Origin of the sequence: Mesorhizobium sp. B2-3-10, assembly GCF_006442275.1 — a bacterium.
GTDB classification, from domain to species: Bacteria; Pseudomonadota; Alphaproteobacteria; order Rhizobiales; family Rhizobiaceae; genus Mesorhizobium; species Mesorhizobium australicum.
The window spans coordinates 202,807-225,989 of sequence record NZ_VFVT01000007.1; the positions used below are offsets into that span (position 1 = coordinate 202,807).

Genomic DNA, 23,183 nt, shown 5'->3' on the forward strand with positions numbered 1-23,183 from the left:
GGCAGGCGACCCGCGGTATCTGCCGCGTCCCCGGGGCGGAAAAATTGCTCTTCAGGACGCCTTCTCGCCGATGAGCTCGAATCGCTCGATCTCGCATTCGCGCGCGACCAGCGCCAGGATTTCCGTCGAGGGTTCGGCGGCGTCGGACTGTCTCCATTCGAGATTGAACGAGTACACGAAGCGGTCGCGGCTGGGATCATGCTCGATCTTGGCAAGGCGCGCGCCGTAGCCGAGCGGCCGCACCATCTCCGGAAGGTCAGGTGGGAATCCGTTTGCCCAGGAAACCGACAGGATCGCATGGTGGTCGCGCGGCAACTTGAGGTCGACCCATTTCAACACCTGAAGCGTCAGTAGCGTCAGCACGGTTGCAATTGCCGCAAGACCAAACTGGCCGCCGCCAACGGCAAGTCCGATCATCGTCATGATCCACATGGTGGCCGCGGTGGTGATCCCAGTCACGAGATCGCCGCGCCGAAGGATGGCGCCGCCGCCGATGAAGCCGACGCCGGTCAGCACGCCAAGCGGCAGACGCAGCACGTCCATGCTGGCGAAGAAGTCCATTCCCTTACCCGTGGTATCAAGCAGTATGTTGGCCTGGATCATGGCCACAGCGGCTGCCAGGGCGACCAGGATGGTCGTGCGAAGCCCGGCGGTGTGGCCGCGCGCTTCCCTGTTCAGGCCGATGAAGAAACCAGCCAGCAGCGCAAGCAGCAACCGGGCGACAAGATCGGGCCATGTCGGATGAAGTGGCATATCGCAGCAAAGCGGCTCGAACATCGCCCTGTCAGGGCGGCGCTGGTGCTCCGCCCTCCATTTTTCTCAGGATTTCGGCGCCCTCGCTGACGACGTTGCTTGCGGCTGGCCGGTACGTCGCGACCTCGGGCTGTCGATGTAAGAACCTTTTTGCCTTCGTGAGGTTCCCGGCGAACCGTCGCGCGGCAGCCGACCAAACGCCATGCAATTTGAAGGTGGCGCTTGACTTCGTCCGATCCGTGTGAAAAATTTTGCAGCAACTGATAAAAATATCACCGGGATGGAAACGTGGTTGGTTTTGGAAACGGCCTTTTGCGGGACGATGATGCCAGCATGGCGGCGCGGGCCGCGTGGCTTCATTACGCCGGCGGCCTGACCCAGTCCGAGGTCGCCAAGCGGCTGGGGCTGACCAGCCTCAAGGCGCACCGCCTCATCACCAAGGCCAACCAGGAAGGCCTGGTGAAGGTCTATATCGACGGCGAAGTGTCGGAATGCGTCGAGCTCGAGGACGAATTGTCCCGCCGCTACGGCCTCGACTATTGCGAGGTGGTTCCGGATTTCGATTCCGAGGATCTGCCGCTCAAGGCGCTCGGCATCGCCGGCGCGCAGTTCCTCAAGCGCGAGATCGAGCGCGGCGAGCAGGCGCTGATCGGCGTCGGCCATGGCCGCACGCTCGCGGCCTGCGTGGAATATCTGCCGCGCACCACCACCGACCGCATCCGTTTCGTCTCGCTGCTTGGTGGCCTGACGCGGAAATTCTCGGCCAACCCGCATGATGTCATCCACCGTCTCGCCGAACGCACCGGTGCCGAAGCCTATGTGATGCCGGTGCCGATGTTCGCCAACACGGCGGAGGACCGCATCGTGCTGCTGGGCCAGAAGGGCATTAGTGAGGTCTTCGATCTCGCCAGATCCGCCGACCTGTTGTTTGCGGGCATCGGCACCGCCGAACGCGAGGCTTCGCTTGTCGCCACCGGCATGATCGAGAAGGGCGAGATGGAGGAGATCCGTCGCAATGGCGGTGTCGGCGAATTGCTCGGCCATTTCTTTGACGAGGCCGGCAAGGCAGTGGCGACGACCGTTTCCAACCGGGCGCTGGCACTGGCGCGCGAGGATATCGCCAGCCGCCGGATTGTCGCCGTCGCCGGCGGCAGGATTAAGGTTCGCGCAATCAAGTCGGTGCTGGAGGGGCGCTATCTCAAGGGCCTGATAACGGACGAGCGCACGGCGCGATCGCTCGTGGAAGAGACGCCGGTCGGGTAGCCGGCAACAGTCCAGTTGAAACTACCCTGTGGAGGAGAAGACGAAATGCATGAGAAAGAGAAAGACCTGATAGATGCCTTCCTGCGCGGACAAGTCGACCGTCGTGGACTGATCAAGGGCCTGGGTGCCATGGGTCTCGCCGCCGGCACCGCCGGCACGCTGCTCAACCTCGGCCAGACCCGCGCGCTTGCCGCGGACTTCGACTGGCAGGCGCATAAGGGCAAGACCATCAAGCTCTTGCTCAACAAGCATCCCTATGCCGACGCCATGATCGCCAATCTTGAGAACTTCAAGAAGCTGACCGGCATGAACGTCGTCTACGACGTATTCCCCGAAGACGTCTATTTCGACAAGGTGACGGCCGCATTGTCGGCGAGCTCGCCCGAATATGATGCCTTCATGACCGGCGCGTACATGACCTGGACCTATGGCCCAGCCGGCTGGATCACCGACCTCAACGAATGGATCAAGGATCCGGCCAAGACCAACCCGAACTATGCTTGGGACGACTTCCTGCCAGGCGTCAAGAATTCCTGCGCCTGGAACGGCAAGCCGGGCGGAGCTTTGGGATCGGAAGACGCCAAGCAGTGGTGCATTCCGTGGGGGTTCGAGCAGAACAACATCACCTACAACAAGGCGATGTTCGACAAGGCGGGCGTCAAGGTTCCCGGCAATATGGACGAGATGGTGGCCGCTGCCGCCAAGCTCACCAAGGATGTCGGCGGCGGCGTCTACGGCATTGGTGTGCGCGGCTCGCGCTCCTGGGCGACCATACACCCGGGGTTCCTGTCGGCCTACGCCAATTTCGATCAGAAGGACCTGAACGTGTCGGCCGACGGTAAATTGTCGGCCGCCATGAACACCGCCCAGTCCAAGGCTTTCCACAAGCAGTGGGTGCAGATGATCCAGGAGAGCGGCCCGAAGGACTGGTCGACCTACACCTGGTACCAGGTCGGCACCGATCTGGGCGCCGGCGCCTCGGCGATGATCTTCGACGCCGATATCCTTGGCTACTTCATGAATGGTGGCGACAACAAGATGGCCGGCAAGCTTGCCTTCGCCGCCTTCAAGGCGAATCCGGAGGCCAAGGCACCAACGCCGAACATCTGGATCTGGTCGCTGTCGATGTCCAACTTCTCCAAGGACAAGGACGCCACATGGTACTTCATGCAATGGGCCTCCGGACCTGAGCATGCGCTGTTCGGCGCCACCAAGATGGATTTTGTCAACCCAGTCCGCCAGTCGGTCTGGAAAGATGAGGTCTTCCGCGAGAAGCTGAACAAGAGCTATCCGGGCTATGTCGAGATGTTCGACGCCTCGGCACCCGGCGCCTCGATCAAGTTCACGGCGCAGCCGTTGTTCTTCGATCTCACCACCGAATGGGCGGCGACGCTGCAGAAGATGGTGTCCAAGGAAGTGCCGATCGACGAGGGCCTCGACAAGCTCGCCGAGAGCATCAACGGCCAGCTCAAGGAAGCCGGCCTCGGTTAAGTCGCAACGAGGGCCGGCCTGCTTGGCGGTTCGGCCCTCGCCACATCTTTCATGTTTGCGATGCGGTGCCGAAAGGTGACCGCCATTTCGCCCCACCGGCCGCCTTGCTCCCTTGGGCGGCCGGCAGGGCGAAGCGACAGCAACAACGGAGCAGCTCGATGACTGCGGTGGTATCGCAAAGGCTCAAGCCATCCGGCTTCAGGATCAGCAAGCGGGTGCTGCCCTATGTGCTCAGCCTGCCGGCCTTGCTGGTCTGCATAGGCATCCTGATCCCGTTCCTGACGTCGGTCGTTTACTCGTTCCAACGCTATCGTCTGAGCCAGCCTTGGGCGCGCCAGTTCAACTGGGGCGACAACTACATCTCCTTCTTCACCGACCCGAAATTCTGGAATACGTTGAAAGTGTCGCTGCTCTATGCCGGCACCACGGTCGTGCTGGAACTGCTTCTCGGTCTCGCCATCGCGCTGCTGCTGCAGAAGCGCTCGACGCTCAACAACTTCATCTCGATCATGCTGTTGATGCCGCTGATGACGGCGCCCGCGCTGGCAGCACTGATGTGGAAGCTGATGACCAATCCGGGCTTCGGCGTGCTGAGCTATCTCGCCAGCCTCATCGGGCTGCAGGATTTTCGCTGGGCGTCGTCACCGTCGACGGCGCTGTTCACCGTCGTGCTGGTCGACATCTGGGTCTACACGCCCTTCATCATGATCCTGCTGCTTGCCGGCCTGCGCAGCCTGCCGACGCAGCCCTTCGAGGCCGCCGCGCTCGACGGCGTGCCGAGGAGCTTCGTCTTCTTCCGCATCACCTTGCCGATGCTGACGCCCTACATCCTGACGGCGACCTTGTTTCGCCTGCTCGATTCCATCCAGCAGTTCGACATCATCTACGCCATGACACAGGGCGGGCCGGGCGACACACTGACCGTGTTCCAGGTCGAGGCCTATCTCAACTTCTTCCAGTCGACCAATGTCGGCCGCTCGGCGGCGCTGATGATCATCCTGTGGGCGATCACCTATTTCCTCTCCAACATCTTCATCAAGAACTGGCTCAGGCTGCGCGAACGCGCCCGCGGCCAGGCATAGGAGGCGGCGATGGAACATACCTCGCTTTTCGAACGCATCCTGCGCGGCGCGGCACTGACGCTGGTCGTGATCTTCTTCATGTTCCCGATCCTGTGGATCTTCATGATGTCGTTCCAGACCAACGAGACCATTCTGCGCATCCCGCCGCAGCTCATCTTCGAACCGACGCTCGCCAACTACACGGCGTTGATCACCGGCAAGCTGATGACGGCCGCCGGCACGCTCGACATCGCCTTCATGCGCAACCTCTGGAACTCGGTATTCCTGTCGGTGACCTCGGTGGCGGTTTCACTGCTGCTCGGCGTGCCGGCGGCCTACGCCTTCGCGCGCCACAAATTTCGCGGTTCGGAAGACATCGCCTTCACGCTGCTGTCGTTCAAGTTCGCGCCGGCACTTCTGGTGCTGCTGCCGCTGACCCTCTATTTCCAGAAGCTCGGCCTGGCCAACACCTATATCGGGCTGATCTGGGTCTACCAGTTGATCTGCCTGCCGCTGATCCTGTGGATCGTGCGCGGCTATTTCGAGGATATTCCGGCCGACATCGAATATGCCTACCGCATCGGCGGCCATTCCTGGTTCGCCACCTTTCGCAAGATCGCGCTGCCGCTCGCCGGCCCTGGCATCGCGGCGGCCGGCCTGCTTGCCTTCATCTTCGCCTGGAACAATTTCGTCTTCGCGCTGGTGCTGGCGTCTGCCGACAAGCAGCCGGTGACGGTTGGCGCGTTGGCCTTCATCACTTCATCGGGCATCCAGTACGGCCAGATTTCGGCGGCCATCGTCCTGTCGATCACGCCGACGCTGGCGCTCGCCCTCTACGCACAGCGCTATCTGGTCGAAGGCCTGTCGCTCGGCGCGGTGAAAGGATAGAAATGGCCAGCCTCGAACTCAGGAACGTCGTCAAGCGCTACAAGAGCCAGACCGTCCTCGACAATCTGTCGCTGACCGTCGCCGATGGCGAAACGCTGGTGCTGTTTGGTCCCTCGGGCGCCGGCAAGACGGTGCTGTTGCGCCTGGTCGCCGGCGTCATCGATCCGGACGAAGGCAAGATCCTCATCGGCGGCGAGGACATGACCGATGTCGACGCGGAATTCCGCGGCGTCGGCATGGCGTTCCAGAATTTCGCGCTGTTTCCGCATATGAGCGCTTTCGACAATATCGCGACGCCGCTGGCGGCCAAGCGCTCGTCGCAGAGCGCGATCAAGGCCGGTGTCGAGAGCGTCGCCAAATTGTTGAAGATCGGCCATGTGCTTTCCCACAAGCCGCGCGCGCTCTCCAACGGCCAGAAGCAGCGCACGGCCCTTGCCCGCGCTTTGGTCGGTTCGCCGCCGCTGCTTCTGCTCGACGATCCCTTGCGCAATGTCGACGCCAAGCTGCGTTTCGAGATGCGGCTTGAACTGCCGCGGCTGCTCGCCGATCGCGGCGCCACCGTCGTTTACGTTACCCAGGACTACAAGGAAGCCATGGCGCTCGGCGACCGCATCGCGGTGATGTCGCAAGGCGTCATCAGGCAGCTTGGTACGCCCGAGCAGATCTATCGTGAGCCGGCCAACGTCGAGATCGCGCGGCTGTTCGGCGATCCGACCATCAACCTGCTCGACGTCAAGCCCGCGCGCGATGCCCGGGGGGGCTATGTCGGCCTGTCCAATGTGCAGGTCCATCTCGCCGATGCTCCCGAGGCCGCCATCGGCCGCGACTGCATCATCGGGCTGAGACCCGAGGCCCTGCATTTCGTCGGCGAAAACGAACCCGGCGCCGTTCCGGTGACCGTCGAGGCGGAGACGCCGCTCAACGAAAAGATCGTTACCCTGGTGCGCACCGTGCGCGGCCGTGAAATCCTGGTCTCGCGCCCGGCCGGAACCCCGGGGCGCAGCGAAGGCAAGGCGCATATCGCCGTCGACGGCGAGAGCGCCCTGCTGTTCGATCGGGCGAGCGGCGAGCGCATCGGCGCCAGGAATGTCGTCAAACTGCGCAACGGAGAAGCGGCATGAGCCCGAGCGCGCTCACCATATCAGGCGTCGACAAGTTCTATGGCCCGATCGACAGGGGCGTTCACGCCGTCAAGAACCTGACGATGGAGATCGGCGAGGGCGAGATCGTGGCGCTGCTCGGGTCGTCGGGCTGCGGCAAGACCTCGACCTTGCGAATGATCGCTGGCTTCGAGGAGGTGTCGCGTGGCGCGATCGCGGTCGCCGGCCGCACGGTACACACCTTGCCGCCGGTCAAACGCAATGTGGCGATGGCCTTCGAGGGCTATTCGCTCTATCCGCCGCTCACCGTGCGCGAGAACATGGCCTTTGCCCTCAAGGCCGCAAGGCTGCCCAGGAGCGAGGTCGACGCCAAGGTCGCCAGCATCGCAAAGCTGCTGGAGATCGAGGACATATTGGAGCGCTATCCCAGCTCCATTTCGGGTGGCCAGCAGCAGCGCGCCAGCCTCGGCCGGGCGCTGATCCGCGAGGCCGACCTGCATCTGCTGGACGAGCCGATGGGCCAGCTCGAGCCGCAGCTTCGCGCCGTGCTGCGCGGCCGCATCAAGCACTTCATCAAGGAACGCGGCCTGACCGCGATCCTGGTCACCCACGACCAGACCGAGGCGAATGCGCTGGCCGACCGCATCGCGGTGATGGAGGGCGGCGTGCTGCAGCAGTTCGATACGCCGGACCGGATCAAGGAGCGCCCGGCGAACCTGTTCACCGGCACCTTCGTCGGCGAGCCGCCGATGAACGTCTTCGAGGCCTTTGTCGGCACGACCGCCGGCCGCATCAGTCTCAAGCTGCCCGACGGGCTGTCGCTCGACTATGACAAGGACGCCTTCAGCACTCCGGTTCGCGACCAGCTGCTCAGCCGCGAGCGGGTGGTCATCGGCATCAGGCCCTATGCGGTCAGGCGCTCGAAGGAGGGTGTTCCGGCCAGGGTCTCGGCCAACCAATGGCTCGGCGACCAGACCCACATCGCCGCCGACTTCGCCGGCGGCTCGCTGGTCCTGGTGGAGCATGACCGCACCCGGCTCGACCTCGGCGCGCCCATCAATGTCAGCATCGATCCCAAAAACCTGCACGTCTTCGACCAGGCGAGCGGCATTGCGATCTCGCACGGCATGGAGCTCGCGTGATGCGCGATCTATTAATAGGCATCGATGCCGGCACTTCCGTCATCAAGTCCATCGCTTTTGACACGAAGGGCCGCCAGATCGCGGCCGCGGCAACGCCGAACCATTATGAGACGCTGCCGGGCGGCGGCGCCGAACAGGATCTGGCCCGCACATGGGCCGATGCCGCCACCACCTTGCGCCAGCTTGCCGACAAGGTGCCCGATCTCGCCAGCCGGACCGTCGCCATAGCGGTGACCGGGCAGGGCGACGGCACCTGGCTGATCGACGGCAAGGGCGAGCCGGTGGCCAAGGGTTGGCTCTGGCTCGACGCGCGCGCCGCCGGCGTCGTCGAGGAAATCCGTGCGCGGCCCGATGACCGGCTGCGCTTCGAGAAGACCGGCAGCGGGCTCGCCGCCTGCCAGCAAGGCTCGCAGTTCGCCTTCATGAAACGCACCATGCCCGAAATGCTCGGCAACGCGGCGACCGCGTTCCACTGCAAGGATTGGCTCTATTTCAAGCTGACCGGCGAACGCGCCACCGATCCGTCCGAAGGGACCTTCACTTTCGGCGACTTCCGCACCCGTGACTACAGTGGGGACGTGCTCGACGTCCTCGGCGTCGCCGATCTCAGGCACCTGCTGCCGCCGATCGTCGACGGCACGAGCCACAGCGCCGGACTGTCGCCGGCCGCCGCCGAAGTCACCGGCATGCTTGCCGGCACACCCGTCGTGCTCGGTTATGTCGACGTCGTCTGCACCGCGCTCGGCGCCGGCCTCCTCGACCGCGAGCGCAAGCCCGGCTGCTCGATCATCGGTTCCACCGGCATGCACATGCGGCTGGCCGAAACCCCGGATGATGTGCAGCTCAACGAAGCGGCGACCGGTTATACGATGGCGATGCCGGCGCCGGGCGTGTTCGCGCAGATGCAGTCCAACATGGCGGCGACGCTTAACATCGACTGGGTGCTTGGCCTCGCTTCGGGCATCCTCGCCTCGCAAGGCATAACCCGCAGCAATGGCGAGATGATCGCGCTGGTCGATGCCTGGATCGCGGCCTCGCGGCCGGCTTCGCTGCTCTACCAGCCCTACGTGTCGGAAGCCGGCGAGCGCGGACCGTTCGTCGATGCCAATGCCAGGGCAGGCTTCGTCGGCATTTCGTCGCGTCACGGCTACGCCGATCTGGTGCGCGCCGTCTTCGAAGGCTTGGCCTTCGCGGCGCGCGATTGCTACGCCGCCATGGGCCCGCTGCCGCGCGAAATTCGCCTGACCGGCGGCGCCGCCAGAAGCCCGGCGCTGCGCAAGATCCTGGGTGCGGCCATCGGTGCCGATACGCGCACCAGCGCGCGCGAGGAGGCCGGCGCGGCCGGTGCCGCAATGATCGCCGCGGTCTGCATCGGTCAATACGCCTCCATGGACGAATGCGTCGGCGAATGGGTGACGCCGCTGCTCGGCGAGGCCGAGCCGAGCGACCCGGATCTCGCCGCGATCTACGACAGGATGACCCCGTCCTACATGCTGGCGCACCAGGCCCTGCGGCCGGTCTGGCGTGCCATGGCGACATCGCAGGAAAATTGAGAAGTCGAGTATGCTGAGGAAAATAGCGATCATTGGCGACAACTTCATGCTGCCGGAGGTGTTTCGCGTCAAAATCGAGAAGGTGGCCAGTGGCGACCTCGATATCAGGACATTGCGGACGGCCTGGCCCGACGAGCCGATGGAGTTCGGCAACGCCGCGCTCGGCCTCGACAAGGTCAAGGAATATTTCGGCCATCCCGACGAGGTCGTCGACTTCATCGACGATGCCGAAATCCTCGTCACCCAGCTTGCGCCCCTGTCGGAGGGCATGATGCGGCGCCTGCCAGGGCTCAAGCTGGTCGCGGTGTCGCGCGGCGGCCCGATCAACATCGACATGGAAGCGGCCCGCGCGCATGGCATCACCGTGGTCAATGTGCCCGGCCGCAACGCCACCGCCGTGGCTGAGTTTACCATCGGCGCCATCCTGGCCGAGACGCGGCTGATCCGGGTCGGCCACGAGGCCTTGCGCAAGGGGGAATGGCGCGGCGATCTCTACCGCGCCGACCGCACCGGCCGCGAGCTCGGCGAAATGACCGTCGGCGTGATCGGCTACGGCAATATCGGCACGAAGGTGGTGCGCCTGCTGCGCGCCTTCGGCTGCCACGTCCTGGTCAGCGATCCCTATGTGCAACTGAGCGCCGAGGATCGCAACGCTGGCGTCGAACTGGTTGCGCTCGACGACCTCCTGTCGCGCTCCGATGTGGTCACGCTGCATTCGCGGGTGACGCAGGAGACACGCGGTCTGATCGGTAAGGACACCATCGCGCGGATGAAGCCGGGCGTGATCTTCGTCAATACGGCGCGTGGCCCGCTGGTCGACTACGACGCACTCTACGAGGCGCTGGTTTCAGGGCAGATCGCCAGCGCCATGCTGGAAACCTTCGCGGTCGAACCGGTGCCCTCGGACTGGCCCTTGCTGCAGCTGCCCAACGTGACGCTGACGCCGCATATCGCCGGCGCTTCGGTGCGCACCGTGACCTATGCCGCCGAGCAGGCCGCCGAGGAAGTCCGCCGCTACCTGGCCGGCCTGCCTCCGGTCAATCCGTGCTGAGAGCGATGGCCATGATGCGAGAACGAGGCAGCGGGGTGACGGCAAGATGAGCGTCGGCCCTGACATAGTCGACCTCTTCGTCATTGGCGGCGGCGTCAACGGTGCCGGCATCGCGCGCGACGCCGCCGGCCGCGGGCTTTCCGTCATCCTGTGCGAAAAGGACGATCTCGCCGAAGGCACCAGCTCGCGCTCGGGCAAGCTCGTCCATGGCGGTCTGCGCTACCTCGAATATTACGAGTTCCGCCTGGTGCGCGAGGCGCTGATCGAGCGCGAGGTGCTGCTGGAATCGGCGCCGCACATCATCTGGCCCATGCGCTTCGTGCTGCCGCACAGCCCGGACGACCGGCCGGCATGGCTGGTGCGGCTCGGCCTCTTCCTCTACGACCACCTCGGCGGCCGCAAGCGGCTGCCCGCCACGCGGACGCTCGACCTGCGCACCGCGCCCGAGGGCGCGCCGATCAAGGACAGTTTCAAGCGCGGCTTCGAATATTCCGACTGCTGGGTAGACGATGCCCGCCTCGTCGTCATCAATGCCCTCGATGCCACCGAGCGCGGAGCGAAGGTCCTCACCCGCACCGCCTGCACCGCGGCCAGCCGCGAGGGCGGCCTCTGGGTTGTCGAGATGCGCGACGTCAGGACCGGCATCAAGACCAGTGTACGGGCCCGCGCGCTGATCAATGCCGCCGGCCCTTGGGTAAACGACATCGTCAACCGCGTTGCCGGCCAGAACTCCAGGCGCAATGTCCGCCTCGTCAAGGGCAGCCATATCGTCGTACCCAAATTTTGGGAGGGAAGGCAGGCTTATCTCGTCCAGAACAACGACAAGCGCGTCATCTTCATCAATCCCTACCAGAACGACCTGGCCTTGATCGGAACCACCGACATCCCCTACGAGGGCCGGCCCGAGGATGTGAGGGCGGATGAGAGCGAGATCGATTACCTCATCAAAGTGGTCAATCGCTATTTCAAGCGCGGCCTTGCGCGGGGCGACGTGGTCCATTCGTTCTCCGGTGTCCGGCCGCTCTATGACGACAACGCCGACAACCCCAGCGCGGTGACGCGCGACTATATTTTCGAACTCGACGCGCCGGACGCGCAGGCGCCGCTGCTCTCCGTCTTCGGCGGCAAGATCACCACCTTCCGCAAACTGGCCGAGCATGCGCTGGACAGGATCGCACCGTTCTTTCCCCGCATGGGCAAAGCCTGGACCGCGAAGGCGCATCTGCCCGGCGGCGACATCGCCAATGCCGACTTCGAACAGTTTCTCGGCAACCTCGCAAACGAGTATCCATGGATGCCGGCATCGCTGCTCAAGCATTACGGCCGGCTCTACGGCACAAGGACGCGGTCCGTGGTCGGCGGCGCCCGATCGCTCGCCGCACTGGGGCGGTGCTTCGGCAAGGATTTCTTCGAGCGCGAGGCGAACTACCTCTTCGAACAGGAATGGGCGGAAGACGCGGCCGACATTCTCGAACGGCGCACCAAGCATGGCCTGCATTTGTCCGCCGAGGAGAAGTCGGCCTTCGAGCATTGGTGCTCGAGCCGGCAGGCGAGGGCAGGCTGATGGCGCTCATTGCCCCTGTTCGGCGCCGGCGTTGAAGGGATCGCGACCTTGGCTTTCACGCTCTCCCTCAACACCAATCCGCTGGTCAACCGCTTCGCCGAGCCGGACGATCTGATCGATACCGTCGCCTATGAGATCGGCATTCGCGACGTTCAGCTCACGCATGAATTCGTCAACCCAGGCTGGCCGGCGGCGACGATCGTCAAGTTCGTCCGCCTGTTCCGCAACGCCTTGGATCGTACCGGCGTGCGCGTCACCTCCGGCATGACCGGCCCCTATGGCCGGCTGAACCATTTCGGCCATCCGGATGCCGATGTGCGCCGCTACTATGTCGACTGGTTCAAGACCTTCGCCGACATCTCGGCCGAGCTTGGCGCTGGCGGCATGGGCACGCAGTTCGCCATTTTCACGCATCGGGACTATGACGACCCCGCCCGTCGCGCCAGGCTGTTCGACATCGCGCTGGACTGCTGGCGCGAGGTCGCCGACCACGCCCGGGCGGCGGGCCTGACCTATCTGTTCTGGGAGCCGATGTCGGTCGGTCGCGAATTCGGCCATACGATCGAGAATTGCCGGATGCTGCAGGACGCGATCGACGCGGCCGGCATGGCCATTCCGCTGGAGATGATGGTCGACATCGACCATGGCGACGTCACTTCCTCCAATCCGGCCGACGTCGATCCCTATGCCTGGGCCGAAGCTTTTCCCCTGAAGTCGCCGATCATCCACATCAAGCAATCGTCGATGAACAAGGGTGGCCATTGGCCATTCACCGCGGCCCACAACAAGGACGGCCGCATCACGCCTGAGAAGCTGCTGGAGACGGTGCGACGCGGCGGCGGCACCGACAACGAAATCTGTCTCGAACTATCCTTCCGCGAGCGCGAGCCGGTCGACCATCAGGTGGTCGCCATGATCCGCGAGTCGGTCGACTTCTGGGCGCCCTTCATCGAGACCGGCAGGCCTGGCCTGCTGCCGAAAGCCGGATAGAAATCGGACAGGAGCCCATGCGGCTCCTGTCCATGAAATGCAACCGGATCGAACTCAGGCGAATTTCGGATCGAGGCTGCCCGACTTGTAGCGCTTGGCCATTTCCGAAACCGGTAGCGGCTTGATCTTCGGCGCATTGCCGGCGGTGCCGAACTGCTCGAAGCGCTCCTTGCAGAGCTTCCTCATCGCCGCCATCGCCGGCGTCAGATATTTGCGCGGATCGAACTCGCTGGGATTTTCGGTCAGCACCTTGCGGATCGCGCCGGTCAGCGCCATGCGATTGTCGGTGTCGATGTTGATCTTGCGCACGCCATGCTTGATGCCGCGCTGGATCTCTTCCACCGGGACGCCCCAGGTCGGCTTCATCTGGCCGCCATATTTGTTGATGATCTCCTGCAGGTCCTCCGGCACCGAGGACGAGCCGTGCATGACCAGATGCATGTTCGGCAAGCGGCGGTGGATCTCCTCGATCACGTTCATCGCCAGCACCGCGCCGTCGGGCTTGCGCGAGAATTTATAGGCGCCGTGGCTGGTGCCCATGGCCACCGCCAGCGCATCGACATGGGTGTCGCGCACGAACTGCTCGGCCTGCACCGGATCGGTCAGGAGCTGGTCGTGGCTGATCGCGCCTTCGACGCCGTGGCCGTCTTCCTGCTCGCCGCCGCCGCTCTCGAGCGAGCCCAGCACGCCGATCTCGCCTTCCACCGACACGCCGCCCCAATGCGCCATATCGACGACGCGCCGTGTGATACTGGAATTATAGGCATAGTCGGCTGGCGACTTGCCGTCTTCCTTGAGCGAGCCGTCCATCATCACGGAGGTGAAGCCGTGCTGGATCGCGGTGACGCAGGTGGCTTCGTTGTTGCCATGGTCGAGATGCATGCAGACCGGGATGTCGGGATGGATTTCGACCAGCGCGTCGATCAGCTTGGCCAGCACCACGTCATTGGCATAGGCGCGGGCGCCGCGGCTCGCCTGCAGGATGACCGGCGACTTGGTCTCCTCGGCAGCCTCCATGATGGCGAGGCCCTGTTCCATGTTGTTCATGTTGAAGGCCGGCACGCCATAGCCGTATTCGGCGGCGTGATCGAGCAATTGTCTCAGTGTGATGCGAGCCAACGATTAGTCTCCCGTATCTGGTTTCGAACTGTGGTTGCGGGCCGCCCGCGCATCGTTCAGCCCACCGATGCTTCTGGCCGGAATCCCGCGCAACCGCAACCGTGACAGACCGTCCCGGCAGCAATTCTTGTTACAGCGGCTCGATAAAAGCCGGCGAAATATCCCACGAAAATATCCCATTATCACAAAAATCATGATACCTATGCGATCATATCTGTTATATCTTCGTTCGATCAAGGAGCCAGGCTTCTGCGTTGGCGGGTCGGCGAGAATGAAGAGCGACAACAGACGCCAAGGCATCATGGACTTCCTGGTGGATGCCGGCGCGGCGAGCGTCGACGATCTTGCCTCCCGCTTTGGCGTCTCCAGGATGACCGTGCATCGCGACCTCGACGAGCTCGAGGAGAGCGGTTTGCTGCGCAAGGTGCGCGGCGGCGCCTCGATCCAGCCGAGCAGTCTGTTTGAAAGCGATTTCCGCTACCGGCAGAAGCAGGCGATCGGGGAAAAACAGCGCCTTGCGGCGGCGGCCGTGACCATGATCGAACCCGGCCAGACGGTCATCATCGACGACGGCTCGACCGCAGGCGGTATCGCGCGGTATCTCGTCGATCTCAGGCCACTGACGGTGATCACCAACAATCTCGCCGTCATCCAGGACCTGGCCGGTGCCGCGGGCATCAACCTGATCGCGCTCGGCGGCCAGTACTCGAAGAAATTCCACGGCTTCTTCGGCCTGCTCGCCGAGGCTTCGCTGCGGTCGCTGCGTGCCGACGTCGCCTTCCTGTCGTCGTCGGCCATCCATGGCGCCTCCGCCTTCCATCAGGACCAGGAAGTGGTGCAGGCCAAGCGACTGATGATGGCCGCGGCGACACGCAAATATCTGCTGGTGGATCACGGCAAGTTTGGCCGCAGCGCGCTGCATTTCCTGGCCGATCTCAAGGCATTCGACGCCGTCTTCACCGGGCGCGGGCCGGAGCCCGGAATGCGCGACACGCTGGATGCGGCTGGCGTCTCGCTGAGGGTGGTCGCCGACAAGGATTGACGATCAAACAGGGACTGAGGATCAAGGGGTGTACGCGTGGTTTACTGGGTCGGTACAAGCTGGAAGATGAACAAGACGCTCGCCGAGGCGCTTGATTTTGCAGGCGCACTGGCCGGCTTCGTGGCGGGTTTCGACGATCGCATCCAGCCTTTCGTCGTCCCGCCTTTCACGGCGGTGCGAGAGGTCGGGCAGGCGCTGTCGACGACGCGCGTCAAGGTCGGCGCGCAGAACATGCATTGGGCCGACGCCGGCGCCTGGACCGGGGAGATCTCGCCGGTGATGCTGAACGATTGCGGCCTAGACCTGGTCGAACTCGGCCACAGCGAAAGGCGCGAGCACTTCGGCGAGACCGACCGCACGGTCGGGCTGAAGACGGCGGCGGCGGTCAAGCACGGACTGATGCCGCTGATCTGCGTCGGCGAGACGCTGGCCGAGCGCGAAAGCGGCAAGGCCGATGCGGTAGTGACCGGCCAGGTCGAGGGTGCACTGCAATTCCTCGAGGGCGAGGCGAGGGAAGCAAAAATCCTGTTCGCCTACGAGCCGGTCTGGGCGATCGGCGACAAGGGCATTCCGGCCAGTTCCGACTATGCCGACAGGCAGCAGGCGCTGATCAAGAAGGTCGCCGGCGGTCTGCTGCCGTCCGTGCCGCCGGTGCTCTATGGCGGCAGCGTCAATCCTGGCAATGCCGCGGAACTGATCGCCCAGCCCAACATCGACGGCTTGTTCATCGGCCGCTCGGCCTGGCAGGCCGAAGGCTACATCGACATCCTGCGCCGCGCGTCGGCCGCCATCTGAATTATCGAACCGGAAAGGACAAAAAATGAAAATAGCCATTGGAGCCGACAGCGCCGGCAAGCCGCTGCTCGACGTCATATCAGCGCATCTGGCGACCAAGCCAGGGCTCACCGTCAGCGACCTCAGCCAGGCCGGCTTCTATGCCGACCTGTCGCGGAAACTTGCCCAGACGATCGTCGACGGCGAGAACGATCGCGGCATCCTGTTCTGCGGCACCGGCATCGGCGTCTCGATCTCGGCCAACAAGGTGCCTGGCATCCGCGCCGCACTCACCCACGACACCTATTCGGCCGAACGCGCGGCGAAATCCAATAACGCCCAGATCATCACCATGGGCGCCCGCGTCATCGGCCCGGAACTGGCCAAGGCCATTGTCGATACCTGGCTGGCCTCGGAGTTCGACGAGAAGGGACCGTCGGCCGGCAACGTCCAGGCGATCGACAGGCTCGATGCGGCGAAGAGCTAAGCGAGACTGTCGCGCATCGCGCCGATGACGGTGACGGCCGAAGCCGCACCGGGATCGATATGGCCGAGCGAGCGCTCGCCGAGCCGCGACGAGCGGCCCTTGGCGGCGATCATGTCCTTGGTCGATTCCGCGCCGCGCTCGGCGGCGGCAAAAGCGGCCTGGAGGCTTTCGGCAAGGTTTTTTCCTGCTGCATTGCTGGCGCCGGCCGCTTCCGCCGCCGGTTGCCAGGCGTCGACCATTGTCTTTTCGCCGGTTTCAGCCTTGCCGCGATCCTTGATGCCTTGCGCCATGGCCTGCAGCAGCGCGACGACATCGGCATCCGCCAGCGTCGCCTTGCCCTTGACGGCGGCGGCGGCGCGCATGAAGGCGGTGGCATAGAGCGGGCCGCAGGACGCGCCGACGGCATTGAGAAACGATTTCGCCGCGGCGTTGAGGAGCGCGGTCGGCTCGGCCGCCGTAAGGTCGAGCGATGCCAGAGCATCGCGCGCGGCGTTGAACCCGAGCGCCATGGCGATGCCGTGGTCGGCGTCGCCGATGACGCCGTCGAGCTGACAAAGCCGGTCCCTGTCGGCTTCCATCGCCACGGCGATCGCATCGAACATTCTTTTCAGGTCGAACGCGGCGATGGTCATGGAGCGCTCCTCAGCCGGCACGGAACATGGCGCAGTCGCAGGGGTGGTCGAGCATCGCCTGCAATTCTTCGTCGAGATGGAAAAGCGTCACCGAAGCGCCGGCCATTTCCAGCGACGTGCAGTAGTTGCCGACCCAGGTCGCGTGGACCGAAACGCCGATGGCGTCGAGCCTCTGCTTGACCCGGCGGTTCATGATGTAGAGTTCCATCAGCGGCGTCGAACCCAGCGAATTGACCAGCACCGCGACCTTGTCGCCGCGCTTCGGCGCCATCTCGGCGAAAATCTTGTCCAGCATCGCGTCGGTGATTTCGTCGGCGGTCCCGAGCTTGCCGCGGGCGATGCCGGGTTCGCCATGGATGCCCATCCCGATTTCCATCTCGTCCGTGCCGATCTCGAAATTCGGCCGCCGGGTCTGCGGCAGCGAGCAGGGCGACAGTGCCACGCCCATCGTGAAGGTGCGGTCGTTGGCCTTGCGCGCGACGCGCTCGCATTCGTCGAGGGAGAGCATCAGGTCGCAGGCGGCACCGGCCGCCTTGAAGATGAAGAAATTACCCGCGACACCACGGCGCTTCCGCCGCTGGTCACGCGGCGCCGAGGCGACGTCGTCGGTGGTCAGCACCGTGCGCACCTCGATGTCGTCCATGGCGGCCATCTCGGCCGCCATGTCGAAATTCATCACGTCGCCGGCATAGTTGCCGTACATGAACAGCACGCCGGCGCCGCCGCTGATCGCCTTGGTGCATTCGAGGATCGGATCGGGCGGCGGCGAGGCAAAGACGTTGCCGACAGCCGCCGCGTCCGCCAGCCCCTTGCCGACAAAGCCGAGAAAGGTCGGCTCGTGGCCGGAGCCGCCGCCGATCACCAGCCCGACCTTGCCGGGCCTCGGTCCATCGCGGGCGATGATCGAGCGCGGACTGCCGTCCACGCTCCCGAGATGGCGAGGATGCGCGGCCAGGATCCCTTCGAGCATTTCGTCGACGGCACGGTTGCCGTCATTGATGATCTTCTTGGTCTGCACCGGCATCCTCCGAACTCAGTATTTTCCGGGATACTACAGCCCGTTACCGGGATTTCCACCCCGGCAGCGCCGCTTCAGGCCGCGATCTTTTCCCGCGCGGCGAGTATCTGCACACAGGCGTTTGCCGCTTCCTTCCCCTTGACCGTGAAATGCTCGAAGAAGAAGCGATGATGCTCGGCGCTGTCGTGGAAATTGTGGGGCGTGAGCACCGCCGAAAGCACGGGCACGCCGGTCGACAACTGCACGTTCATCATGCCGTCGATAACAGCGTTGGCGACGAAGTCGTGCCGGTAGATGCCGCCATTGACGACGAATGCCGTGCCGAGGATCGCGGCGTAGCGGCCGGTCCCGGCAAGCGTCTTGGCATGGAGCGGAATTTCGTAGGCGCCGGGCACGTCGAAGATGTCGACGGCAAAGCGTCCGCCGCCAATCTCGGCCAGTTCCGCCCCAAAGGCTTGCACGCACTGGTCGACGATGTCGGCATGCCAGCGCGCCCTGATGACGGCGATGCGGATTGTTTCATAGTCTTTGTGGGAATGCTGATTCATGGGTCCATCCTTCCGTTTCGAACCAGAATCAGGACGCACGATACGAAATGCGGCCCGCCGGGGCGGTCCGTCTTCCGTTTCGTTCTCTTTCATCCGGACTCTAACCGTCGGCTCCGGAATCACACCGGATCTGCTGACCTCTCCGATAGCGGAAAGCGCTCGCGGGCTTCGGCCGAAGCCGTTACCGCCGGTGGGGACTTTCACCCCGCCCTGAGAACATTAACGCGTTTTGTATGGAAGGATGGTGGGGCCGCTGTCAACTACGCGACAGGCCGCTGGCCAATCACGTTGTGCCGACTGGAGCAATGCGACGGGAGGAAAGTTCTAGCGTGTGCGCCATGCCGCCGCGCCAGCGGCAATCAGCATCAGCAAGGCCGCAACTGCCGCGCATGTGGCGAAGCCGAAGCCGGAATAGAGCGGCCCGAAGCCGGTGGTGCCGACGAACACCGCGAGGTAGGTCACCGCGCTGTTCAGCCCCATGATCGTGCCCCGCCGCGACGGATCGAGCGCCGACAGGCGCATCACCAGCACGTTCAGCCCGAAATGATTGGCAAGTCCCCAGGCAGCCACCATGGCGAGCGTCAAGCCATAGCTGCCGCTGATCGCGGCGATCGCCACGTAGACGATGGCGACGAGAAGGTAGGCAAAGGGCATGACGCGTCGGGCGCCCAGCCGATCGATGATGCCGTCGAAGAGCGCCGCCGTGCCAAATCCCGCGCCATAGGCGAGGGCCGCCAGCCCATTGGCGCTGACCGGCTGCCCCAGCCCGCTGTGGAGGTGGTCGCCAAGGTAGCCATAGACACCGTAGAAGGCGGTCATGAAGGCGCCGCATGCGATGAGAAGCGGCACAATGCCGGGAATGTTCAACGCCACCAGCGGGGCGGGTGCCGGTCCGGCCTTCCGGACATCCGGGAGCGACGATGCGCTGAGGCCGCCAAGCGCCAGTGCCGCCAGCACGGCCACGGCGACAAAGACGGCGCGCCAGTGCACGAGATCGGCAAGCACCGCCGACAGCGAAACGCCGGCCACCATGCTGAGCGTCCACCCGGTCAGCACCACGCCGATCGTGCCGCTTTCCCGCCCGGGCGGGGCGATGGCCGCGGCACTGGCATAGATTGCCGGCATGGCGACGCCGGCCGCGATCCCAGCGACAAGCTGCGCGGCAACCAGCGCGCTCACCGTCGGCGCGGCCGCGCTGGCGACCAAGGCCAATGCCAGCAGCAGCAAGGCCGCCTGCAACATCCGGCGCGCGCCGAGCCGGTCGATATGGCGTGCCAGGAACAGGGCGCTCGCGGATGTGCCGAGGCCGAACGCGGCCGCCGCCATCATCACCATGGGGACGCTGGTCGAGAACGACACGGCCACTGCCGGAGCGATCGGACCTAGCACAAGCGAATTCGAGCCGATCACGGCGATGCACCCGGTCAAGAGATAGGCGAGGGCCGGGATGGGCGGCCTGGTGTCCGCGCCCAAGGCTGTAGCTTGATCGTTGTTCGACATATCATCATAATGGCCGTATTAAATTCCGTGACAATCGGGAATACCGCTATGGATGAAGAAACAGATGGCATTCCGCGGAACAGGCCGGCGGCCCGGGATGTCGACGCGACCGACCGAAAAATATTAGGCGTTCTCGTCGAAGACGCGACCGTCAGCTATGCCGAGCTCGGCGATCGCGTCGGCCTGTCGCCGCCGGCAGCGCACGAGCGCGTCAAGCGGCTTCGGCGCAGCGGCGCCATTCGCAACACGGCCGCCATCATCGATCCCAACGCGGTGCGAAAGCCGCTGCTCACCTTCGTTCACATAGACACCAGCGGCTGGGGCAAGACCCCGGAACTGATGGCGATCTCGGAACATCCCGAGGTCGAGGAGATCCACACCGTCGCCGGCGATACATGCGTATTGCTCAAGGTGCGCACCGAGGACACCAAGGCGCTCGAAGGCCTCCTGTTGCGTCTCTACGAGACACCCGGCGTCACCTCGACGCGCAGCTACGTGGTTCTGGCCACCTATCTCGAACGGCCGGTGCAACCCGGCATCACGGCGCAGTGGCCGACGCCGAAGCACATGGGCAAGCCGTTGTATTGAACGACCTGGCTCGTCGCTTAGCTTCCCAGCCGGATCGTCTCGAAATAGGCGTCGGTGCCGACCTGGCCGCCTTTCAGCGCTATTTCGAGGCCATCGATCTCACCGCCGCCATGGGCGACGCAGAGCGGAGATCCCGGCGATTGCGGCAAAGGCATGCGCACGGTCAGCGCGTCGATGGCCAATTGTCCGAGCGCGTGGCTGGACGTATCGCCACCGGCGATCACCGCGCGCTTGAGTTTCTGTTCCACGATCAGCCGGCGCAGGATGGTCCCCAGCGCTCGCCCGAGCGTGTTTCGCGCGCCTTCGATCCTGTCGATCTCGGCGCCCCGGTCGGCCTGCGGGCCAAGCGCGGTGTAGAGGATGACGCTGCGGCCCTTGGCCAGACTTGCCAGCCCGGTGGCGACCGCCTGCTCGATCGCGTCGCCGGCGCCCTCCGAGACCAGTCGCATCGCATCCATTTCGACGCCGTCAAAACCGTGGGCGAGCGCAAAGCGGATTTGTTTCTCGGTGGTAGGCGAAACGCTGCCCGAGACGACCGCGAGGCGGTCCACCGGGCCGGGCGGCGCGAACGACGCGTGCCCGGAGACGATGCCTTTGCCGGCCCATTCGGCAAGCAAGGCATATTCGACGCCCGAGGATCCGACAACGAAGCCATGGCCTTGATCGTGGATGCGCCAGATCTGCTCGCCGACGCGTCTCTGTGTCTGGCGGCTTTCAACATCGAACAGGACGATCGCCCTGTTTTTCATCGCCTGGTCGACCGTTTGCGCAACATCGTCGGCCTGCAATGCCGCCAGGTCGACAAGGCCGGCGCTGAGACTGGTCTGATGCGAGAGATGCGCGAGCAGGTCTGCTTCGTTCATCGGCGTCACCGGATGCCTGCTCATCACAGGATGCCTGTCGATGCGGAAATACTCGCCACGGAACGCCGCGAAAAGATTGCCGAAGGCGGTGTAGCGCTTGAGCTGCGGCGCCCCGACCACCATCGGCACGCTCGCCCCGCCGAAAATACGCCTGCCGATTTCGGTGGCGCGGCCAATGCTGCCGACCGCCGGGCCGGAATCGAAGGTAGAGCAGATCTTGTAGTGGCAGATCGCCGCCCCGAGGCCTTTCAGCCATTCGAAGGCCGGCGTCAGGTTTTCCTCCATCCATTGCGGCGTTTCGCTTCGGCTGGTGCCCGCCAATCCAACCGCGCGGCAATGCGAAAATCGCGCCAGCAAGGAAGGATCGGGCTGGTGCATGAACAGCACCGTTGGCACGCCGCCGAGCTCAAGCGCCTCCATGACGTCCGTCGAGCCGGTGAGGTCGTCGCCATAATAACTGAGGAGCAGGTTTTGCGCGGCCATGCTCATGCTGCCTTGCCGTCGCCGAACTTTTCGATCGATCGGGCCAGTTCGATGTGATCGCGGGCATAGTCCGCCAGCGCAATGCCCTCGACCGCCGCCTGCCAGGCCTGCAGCACGGCCCGCACGCCGGCACCGGGTCCGTCCGGATGGCTGACGATGCCGCCGCCGCAGAGGTAGAGGAGGTCGACCGTGCGGCCGGTGCGCTCATAGGTTTCGGGTGCCTGGCCGCCCCATTGGCCCGAGCAGGCCACGGGCAGCGCGCAATCGTCTGATGAAAACAGCGGCGTCGTCACTGCCTCGAAGGAGCGGATGAAGGAATCGTCCGGCTCCCAATATTTCGAGCCGATGCCGTTGATCTGGAACTGGTCGACGCCGAGCAGCCGCCAGAATTGCTGCCAGACCTTGAAGTCCATGCCGAGGCCGGGGTGGCGTGTGAGAATGTCCCAGCCATTGCGATGGGCATGCAGCACCAAGCCGGAACGCTTCCGCAGAAAAGCCATGCCACCGAAGCCGATCGAGTTGATGTTGACGACCGCGCAATTGCCGCCGGCTTGGAGCACAAGATCGTGGTTGCGCATCATCTCGTCGGGATCGGCATGCGAGATGCCGAAGGCATACATCACCTTCTTGCCGGTCTTCTGCTCATGGTCGAGAATCCCTGGCATGATCGCCTTCACCCGCTCCGCCAGCGGCGAATAGGCAGGGCTCATCAGCTTCTCGTCGTCCTTGATGAAATCGACGCCGGCCTCGATCAGTTCGCCCACCATCGCGGCCGTCTCGTGCGGCCTGAGACCAAGCGCCGGCTTGACGATGGTACCGATGATCGGGCGGCCCTCGACACCGGTCAGCCTGCGGCTGCCCGCAACGCCGAACTGTGGACCCGGATGGGCACCCCGGTATTGTTCCGGCAGCTTCATGTCGATGACGCGGATGCCGGACAGGCCCCTGATCGAATAGGTGCCACCAATGGCAATGGTCATCAGTGCCGACAGGTCGGTGCCGATGGCGTCGAAGGGGAAGGCGATGTCGACATCGGCGCGCCGGAAGGGCCCGCTGCCGGATCCCGGGAGAGAGGGTTGCACGGCATCCGGCAGGTGCCGGATCGCCAGCACGCGCGCCGCCACGCGCGCCTTCAGCTCCTCGGTCTCGCCCGGCAGCGCGACGAAGGTGCCGGTCGACTGGTCGCTGGCGATCTTGGCGGCCAGCGCCTCGATGCTGCCAGGGGTTTCGATGCGATAGGTAAGCGTGATCATGGTCGGTCGGCCGCTCGAAA

The 23,183-nt window shown here is 64.4% G+C and carries 22 protein-coding genes and 1 riboswitch; of the genes, 14 read left to right on the forward strand and 8 right to left on the reverse strand.

Annotated elements, in window-relative coordinates; all coding sequences use genetic code 11:
• Positions 1-51 precede the first annotated feature (51 nt).
• On the reverse strand, positions 52-777 hold the full coding sequence (locus FJ943_RS21245; RefSeq protein ID WP_140715185.1) for an MgtC/SapB family protein: 726 nt from the start codon (positions 775-777) through the stop codon (positions 52-54).
• A 264-nt stretch (positions 778-1,041) separates the two neighbouring features.
• On the opposite strand from FJ943_RS21245, the gene FJ943_RS21250 reads away from it, so the two are divergent.
• The 10 genes from FJ943_RS21250 (at position 1,042) to FJ943_RS21295 (ending at position 12,856) form a co-directional block, all read left to right on the forward strand.
• Positions 1,042-2,016, forward strand: a complete 975-nt coding sequence (locus FJ943_RS21250) for a sugar-binding transcriptional regulator (RefSeq protein WP_015318970.1) — start codon at positions 1,042-1,044, stop codon at positions 2,014-2,016.
• Between the two features lie 45 nt (positions 2,017-2,061).
• Entirely contained in the window at positions 2,062-3,507 is a 1,446-nt protein-coding gene (locus FJ943_RS21255) for an extracellular solute-binding protein (protein WP_140715183.1), read from the forward strand.
• Positions 3,508-3,665: 158 nt separating this feature from the next.
• Positions 3,666-4,589 (forward strand): sugar ABC transporter permease, encoded by a 924-nt coding sequence (locus FJ943_RS21260; protein WP_015318968.1) that lies wholly within the window; start codon positions 3,666-3,668, stop codon positions 4,587-4,589.
• 9 nt (positions 4,590-4,598) lie between these two features.
• On the forward strand, positions 4,599-5,456 hold the full coding sequence (locus tag FJ943_RS21265; RefSeq protein ID WP_140715182.1) for a carbohydrate ABC transporter permease: 858 nt from the start codon (positions 4,599-4,601) through the stop codon (positions 5,454-5,456).
• Positions 5,457-5,458: 2 nt separating this feature from the next.
• Positions 5,459-6,577, forward strand: coding sequence for an ABC transporter ATP-binding protein (locus FJ943_RS21270; protein ID WP_015318966.1), 1,119 nt, complete (start codon positions 5,459-5,461; stop codon positions 6,575-6,577).
• Complete coding sequence (locus FJ943_RS21275) at positions 6,574-7,698, forward strand: ABC transporter ATP-binding protein (RefSeq protein WP_140724579.1); 1,125 nt, start codon at positions 6,574-6,576, stop codon at positions 7,696-7,698. The genes FJ943_RS21270 and FJ943_RS21275 overlap by 4 nt, the downstream gene beginning before the upstream one ends.
• Positions 7,698-9,251 carry an FGGY-family carbohydrate kinase gene (locus tag FJ943_RS21280; protein ID WP_140724581.1) on the forward strand — a complete coding sequence of 518 codons (1,554 nt, stop codon included), beginning with the start codon at positions 7,698-7,700 and terminating at the stop codon, positions 9,249-9,251. The genes FJ943_RS21275 and FJ943_RS21280 overlap by 1 nt, the downstream gene beginning before the upstream one ends.
• Positions 9,252-9,261: 10 nt before the next feature.
• A complete protein-coding gene (locus FJ943_RS21285; protein WP_181174598.1) occupies positions 9,262-10,302 on the forward strand; it encodes a 2-hydroxyacid dehydrogenase in 1,041 nt (346 codons plus the stop codon).
• Between the two features lie 46 nt (positions 10,303-10,348).
• Positions 10,349-11,866 carry a glycerol-3-phosphate dehydrogenase gene (locus FJ943_RS21290; RefSeq protein ID WP_140724584.1) on the forward strand — a complete coding sequence of 506 codons (1,518 nt, stop codon included), beginning with the start codon at positions 10,349-10,351 and terminating at the stop codon, positions 11,864-11,866.
• Positions 11,867-11,914: 48 nt separating this feature from the next.
• Positions 11,915-12,856 (forward strand): TIM barrel protein, encoded by a 942-nt coding sequence (locus FJ943_RS21295; protein WP_140724587.1) that lies wholly within the window; start codon positions 11,915-11,917, stop codon positions 12,854-12,856.
• Between the two features lie 54 nt (positions 12,857-12,910).
• On the opposite strand, the gene fba is transcribed toward FJ943_RS21295, so the two are convergent.
• Complete coding sequence (gene fba, locus FJ943_RS21300) at positions 12,911-13,975, reverse strand: class II fructose-bisphosphate aldolase (protein WP_140724590.1); 1,065 nt, start codon at positions 13,973-13,975, stop codon at positions 12,911-12,913.
• 271 nt (positions 13,976-14,246) lie between these two features.
• Here fba and FJ943_RS21305 point away from each other — a divergent pair, with 271 nt between their 5' ends.
• From FJ943_RS21305 to FJ943_RS21315, 3 genes are read left to right on the forward strand one after another with little or no spacing between them, the layout of a single operon-like run.
• The gene (locus FJ943_RS21305) at positions 14,247-15,017 is read left to right on the forward strand and encodes a DeoR/GlpR family DNA-binding transcription regulator (protein ID WP_140724592.1); all 771 of its coding nucleotides are present in this window, start codon (positions 14,247-14,249) and stop codon (positions 15,015-15,017) included.
• A gap of 36 nt (positions 15,018-15,053) precedes the next feature.
• Entirely contained in the window at positions 15,054-15,812 is a 759-nt protein-coding gene (locus FJ943_RS21310) for a triose-phosphate isomerase (protein WP_140661505.1), read from the forward strand.
• A 25-nt stretch (positions 15,813-15,837) separates the two neighbouring features.
• Positions 15,838-16,278 (forward strand): RpiB/LacA/LacB family sugar-phosphate isomerase, encoded by a 441-nt coding sequence (locus FJ943_RS21315; protein ID WP_140617404.1) that lies wholly within the window; start codon positions 15,838-15,840, stop codon positions 16,276-16,278.
• On the opposite strand, the gene dhaL is transcribed toward FJ943_RS21315, so the two are convergent.
• The 4 genes from dhaL to FJ943_RS21335 all read right to left on the reverse strand — a co-directional run bounded on the left by dhaL (position 16,275) and on the right by FJ943_RS21335 (position 19,976).
• The gene (gene dhaL, locus FJ943_RS21320; RefSeq protein ID WP_140617403.1) at positions 16,275-16,910 is read right to left on the reverse strand and encodes a dihydroxyacetone kinase subunit DhaL; all 636 of its coding nucleotides are present in this window, start codon (positions 16,908-16,910) and stop codon (positions 16,275-16,277) included. The genes FJ943_RS21315 and dhaL overlap by 4 nt on opposite strands.
• A gap of 10 nt (positions 16,911-16,920) precedes the next feature.
• Positions 16,921-17,928 (reverse strand): dihydroxyacetone kinase subunit DhaK, encoded by a 1,008-nt coding sequence (locus FJ943_RS21325; protein ID WP_015318955.1) that lies wholly within the window; start codon positions 17,926-17,928, stop codon positions 16,921-16,923.
• Between the two features lie 74 nt (positions 17,929-18,002).
• A complete protein-coding gene (locus FJ943_RS21330; RefSeq protein WP_015318954.1) occupies positions 18,003-18,476 on the reverse strand; it encodes a 6,7-dimethyl-8-ribityllumazine synthase in 474 nt (157 codons plus the stop codon).
• Between the two features lie 77 nt (positions 18,477-18,553).
• A riboswitch (FMN riboswitch) is annotated at positions 18,554-18,698 on the reverse strand.
• 102 nt (positions 18,699-18,800) lie between these two features.
• A complete protein-coding gene (locus tag FJ943_RS21335; RefSeq protein ID WP_140724595.1) occupies positions 18,801-19,976 on the reverse strand; it encodes an MFS transporter in 1,176 nt (391 codons plus the stop codon).
• 48 nt (positions 19,977-20,024) lie between these two features.
• On the opposite strand from FJ943_RS21335, the gene FJ943_RS21340 reads away from it, so the two are divergent.
• A complete protein-coding gene (locus tag FJ943_RS21340) occupies positions 20,025-20,564 on the forward strand; it encodes an Lrp/AsnC family transcriptional regulator (protein ID WP_140724598.1) in 540 nt (179 codons plus the stop codon).
• 17 nt (positions 20,565-20,581) lie between these two features.
• On the opposite strand, the gene FJ943_RS21345 is transcribed toward FJ943_RS21340, so the two are convergent.
• Together FJ943_RS21345 and oiaX are read right to left on the reverse strand one after the other, a co-directional pair.
• The gene (locus tag FJ943_RS21345) at positions 20,582-21,910 is read right to left on the reverse strand and encodes a four-carbon acid sugar kinase family protein (protein WP_140724601.1); all 1,329 of its coding nucleotides are present in this window, start codon (positions 21,908-21,910) and stop codon (positions 20,582-20,584) included.
• A 2-nt stretch (positions 21,911-21,912) separates the two neighbouring features.
• Positions 21,913-23,163 (reverse strand): 3-oxo-isoapionate-4-phosphate decarboxylase OiaX, encoded by a 1,251-nt coding sequence (oiaX, locus tag FJ943_RS21350; RefSeq protein WP_140724604.1) that lies wholly within the window; start codon positions 23,161-23,163, stop codon positions 21,913-21,915.
• Between the last annotated feature and the right edge of the window lie 20 nt (positions 23,164-23,183).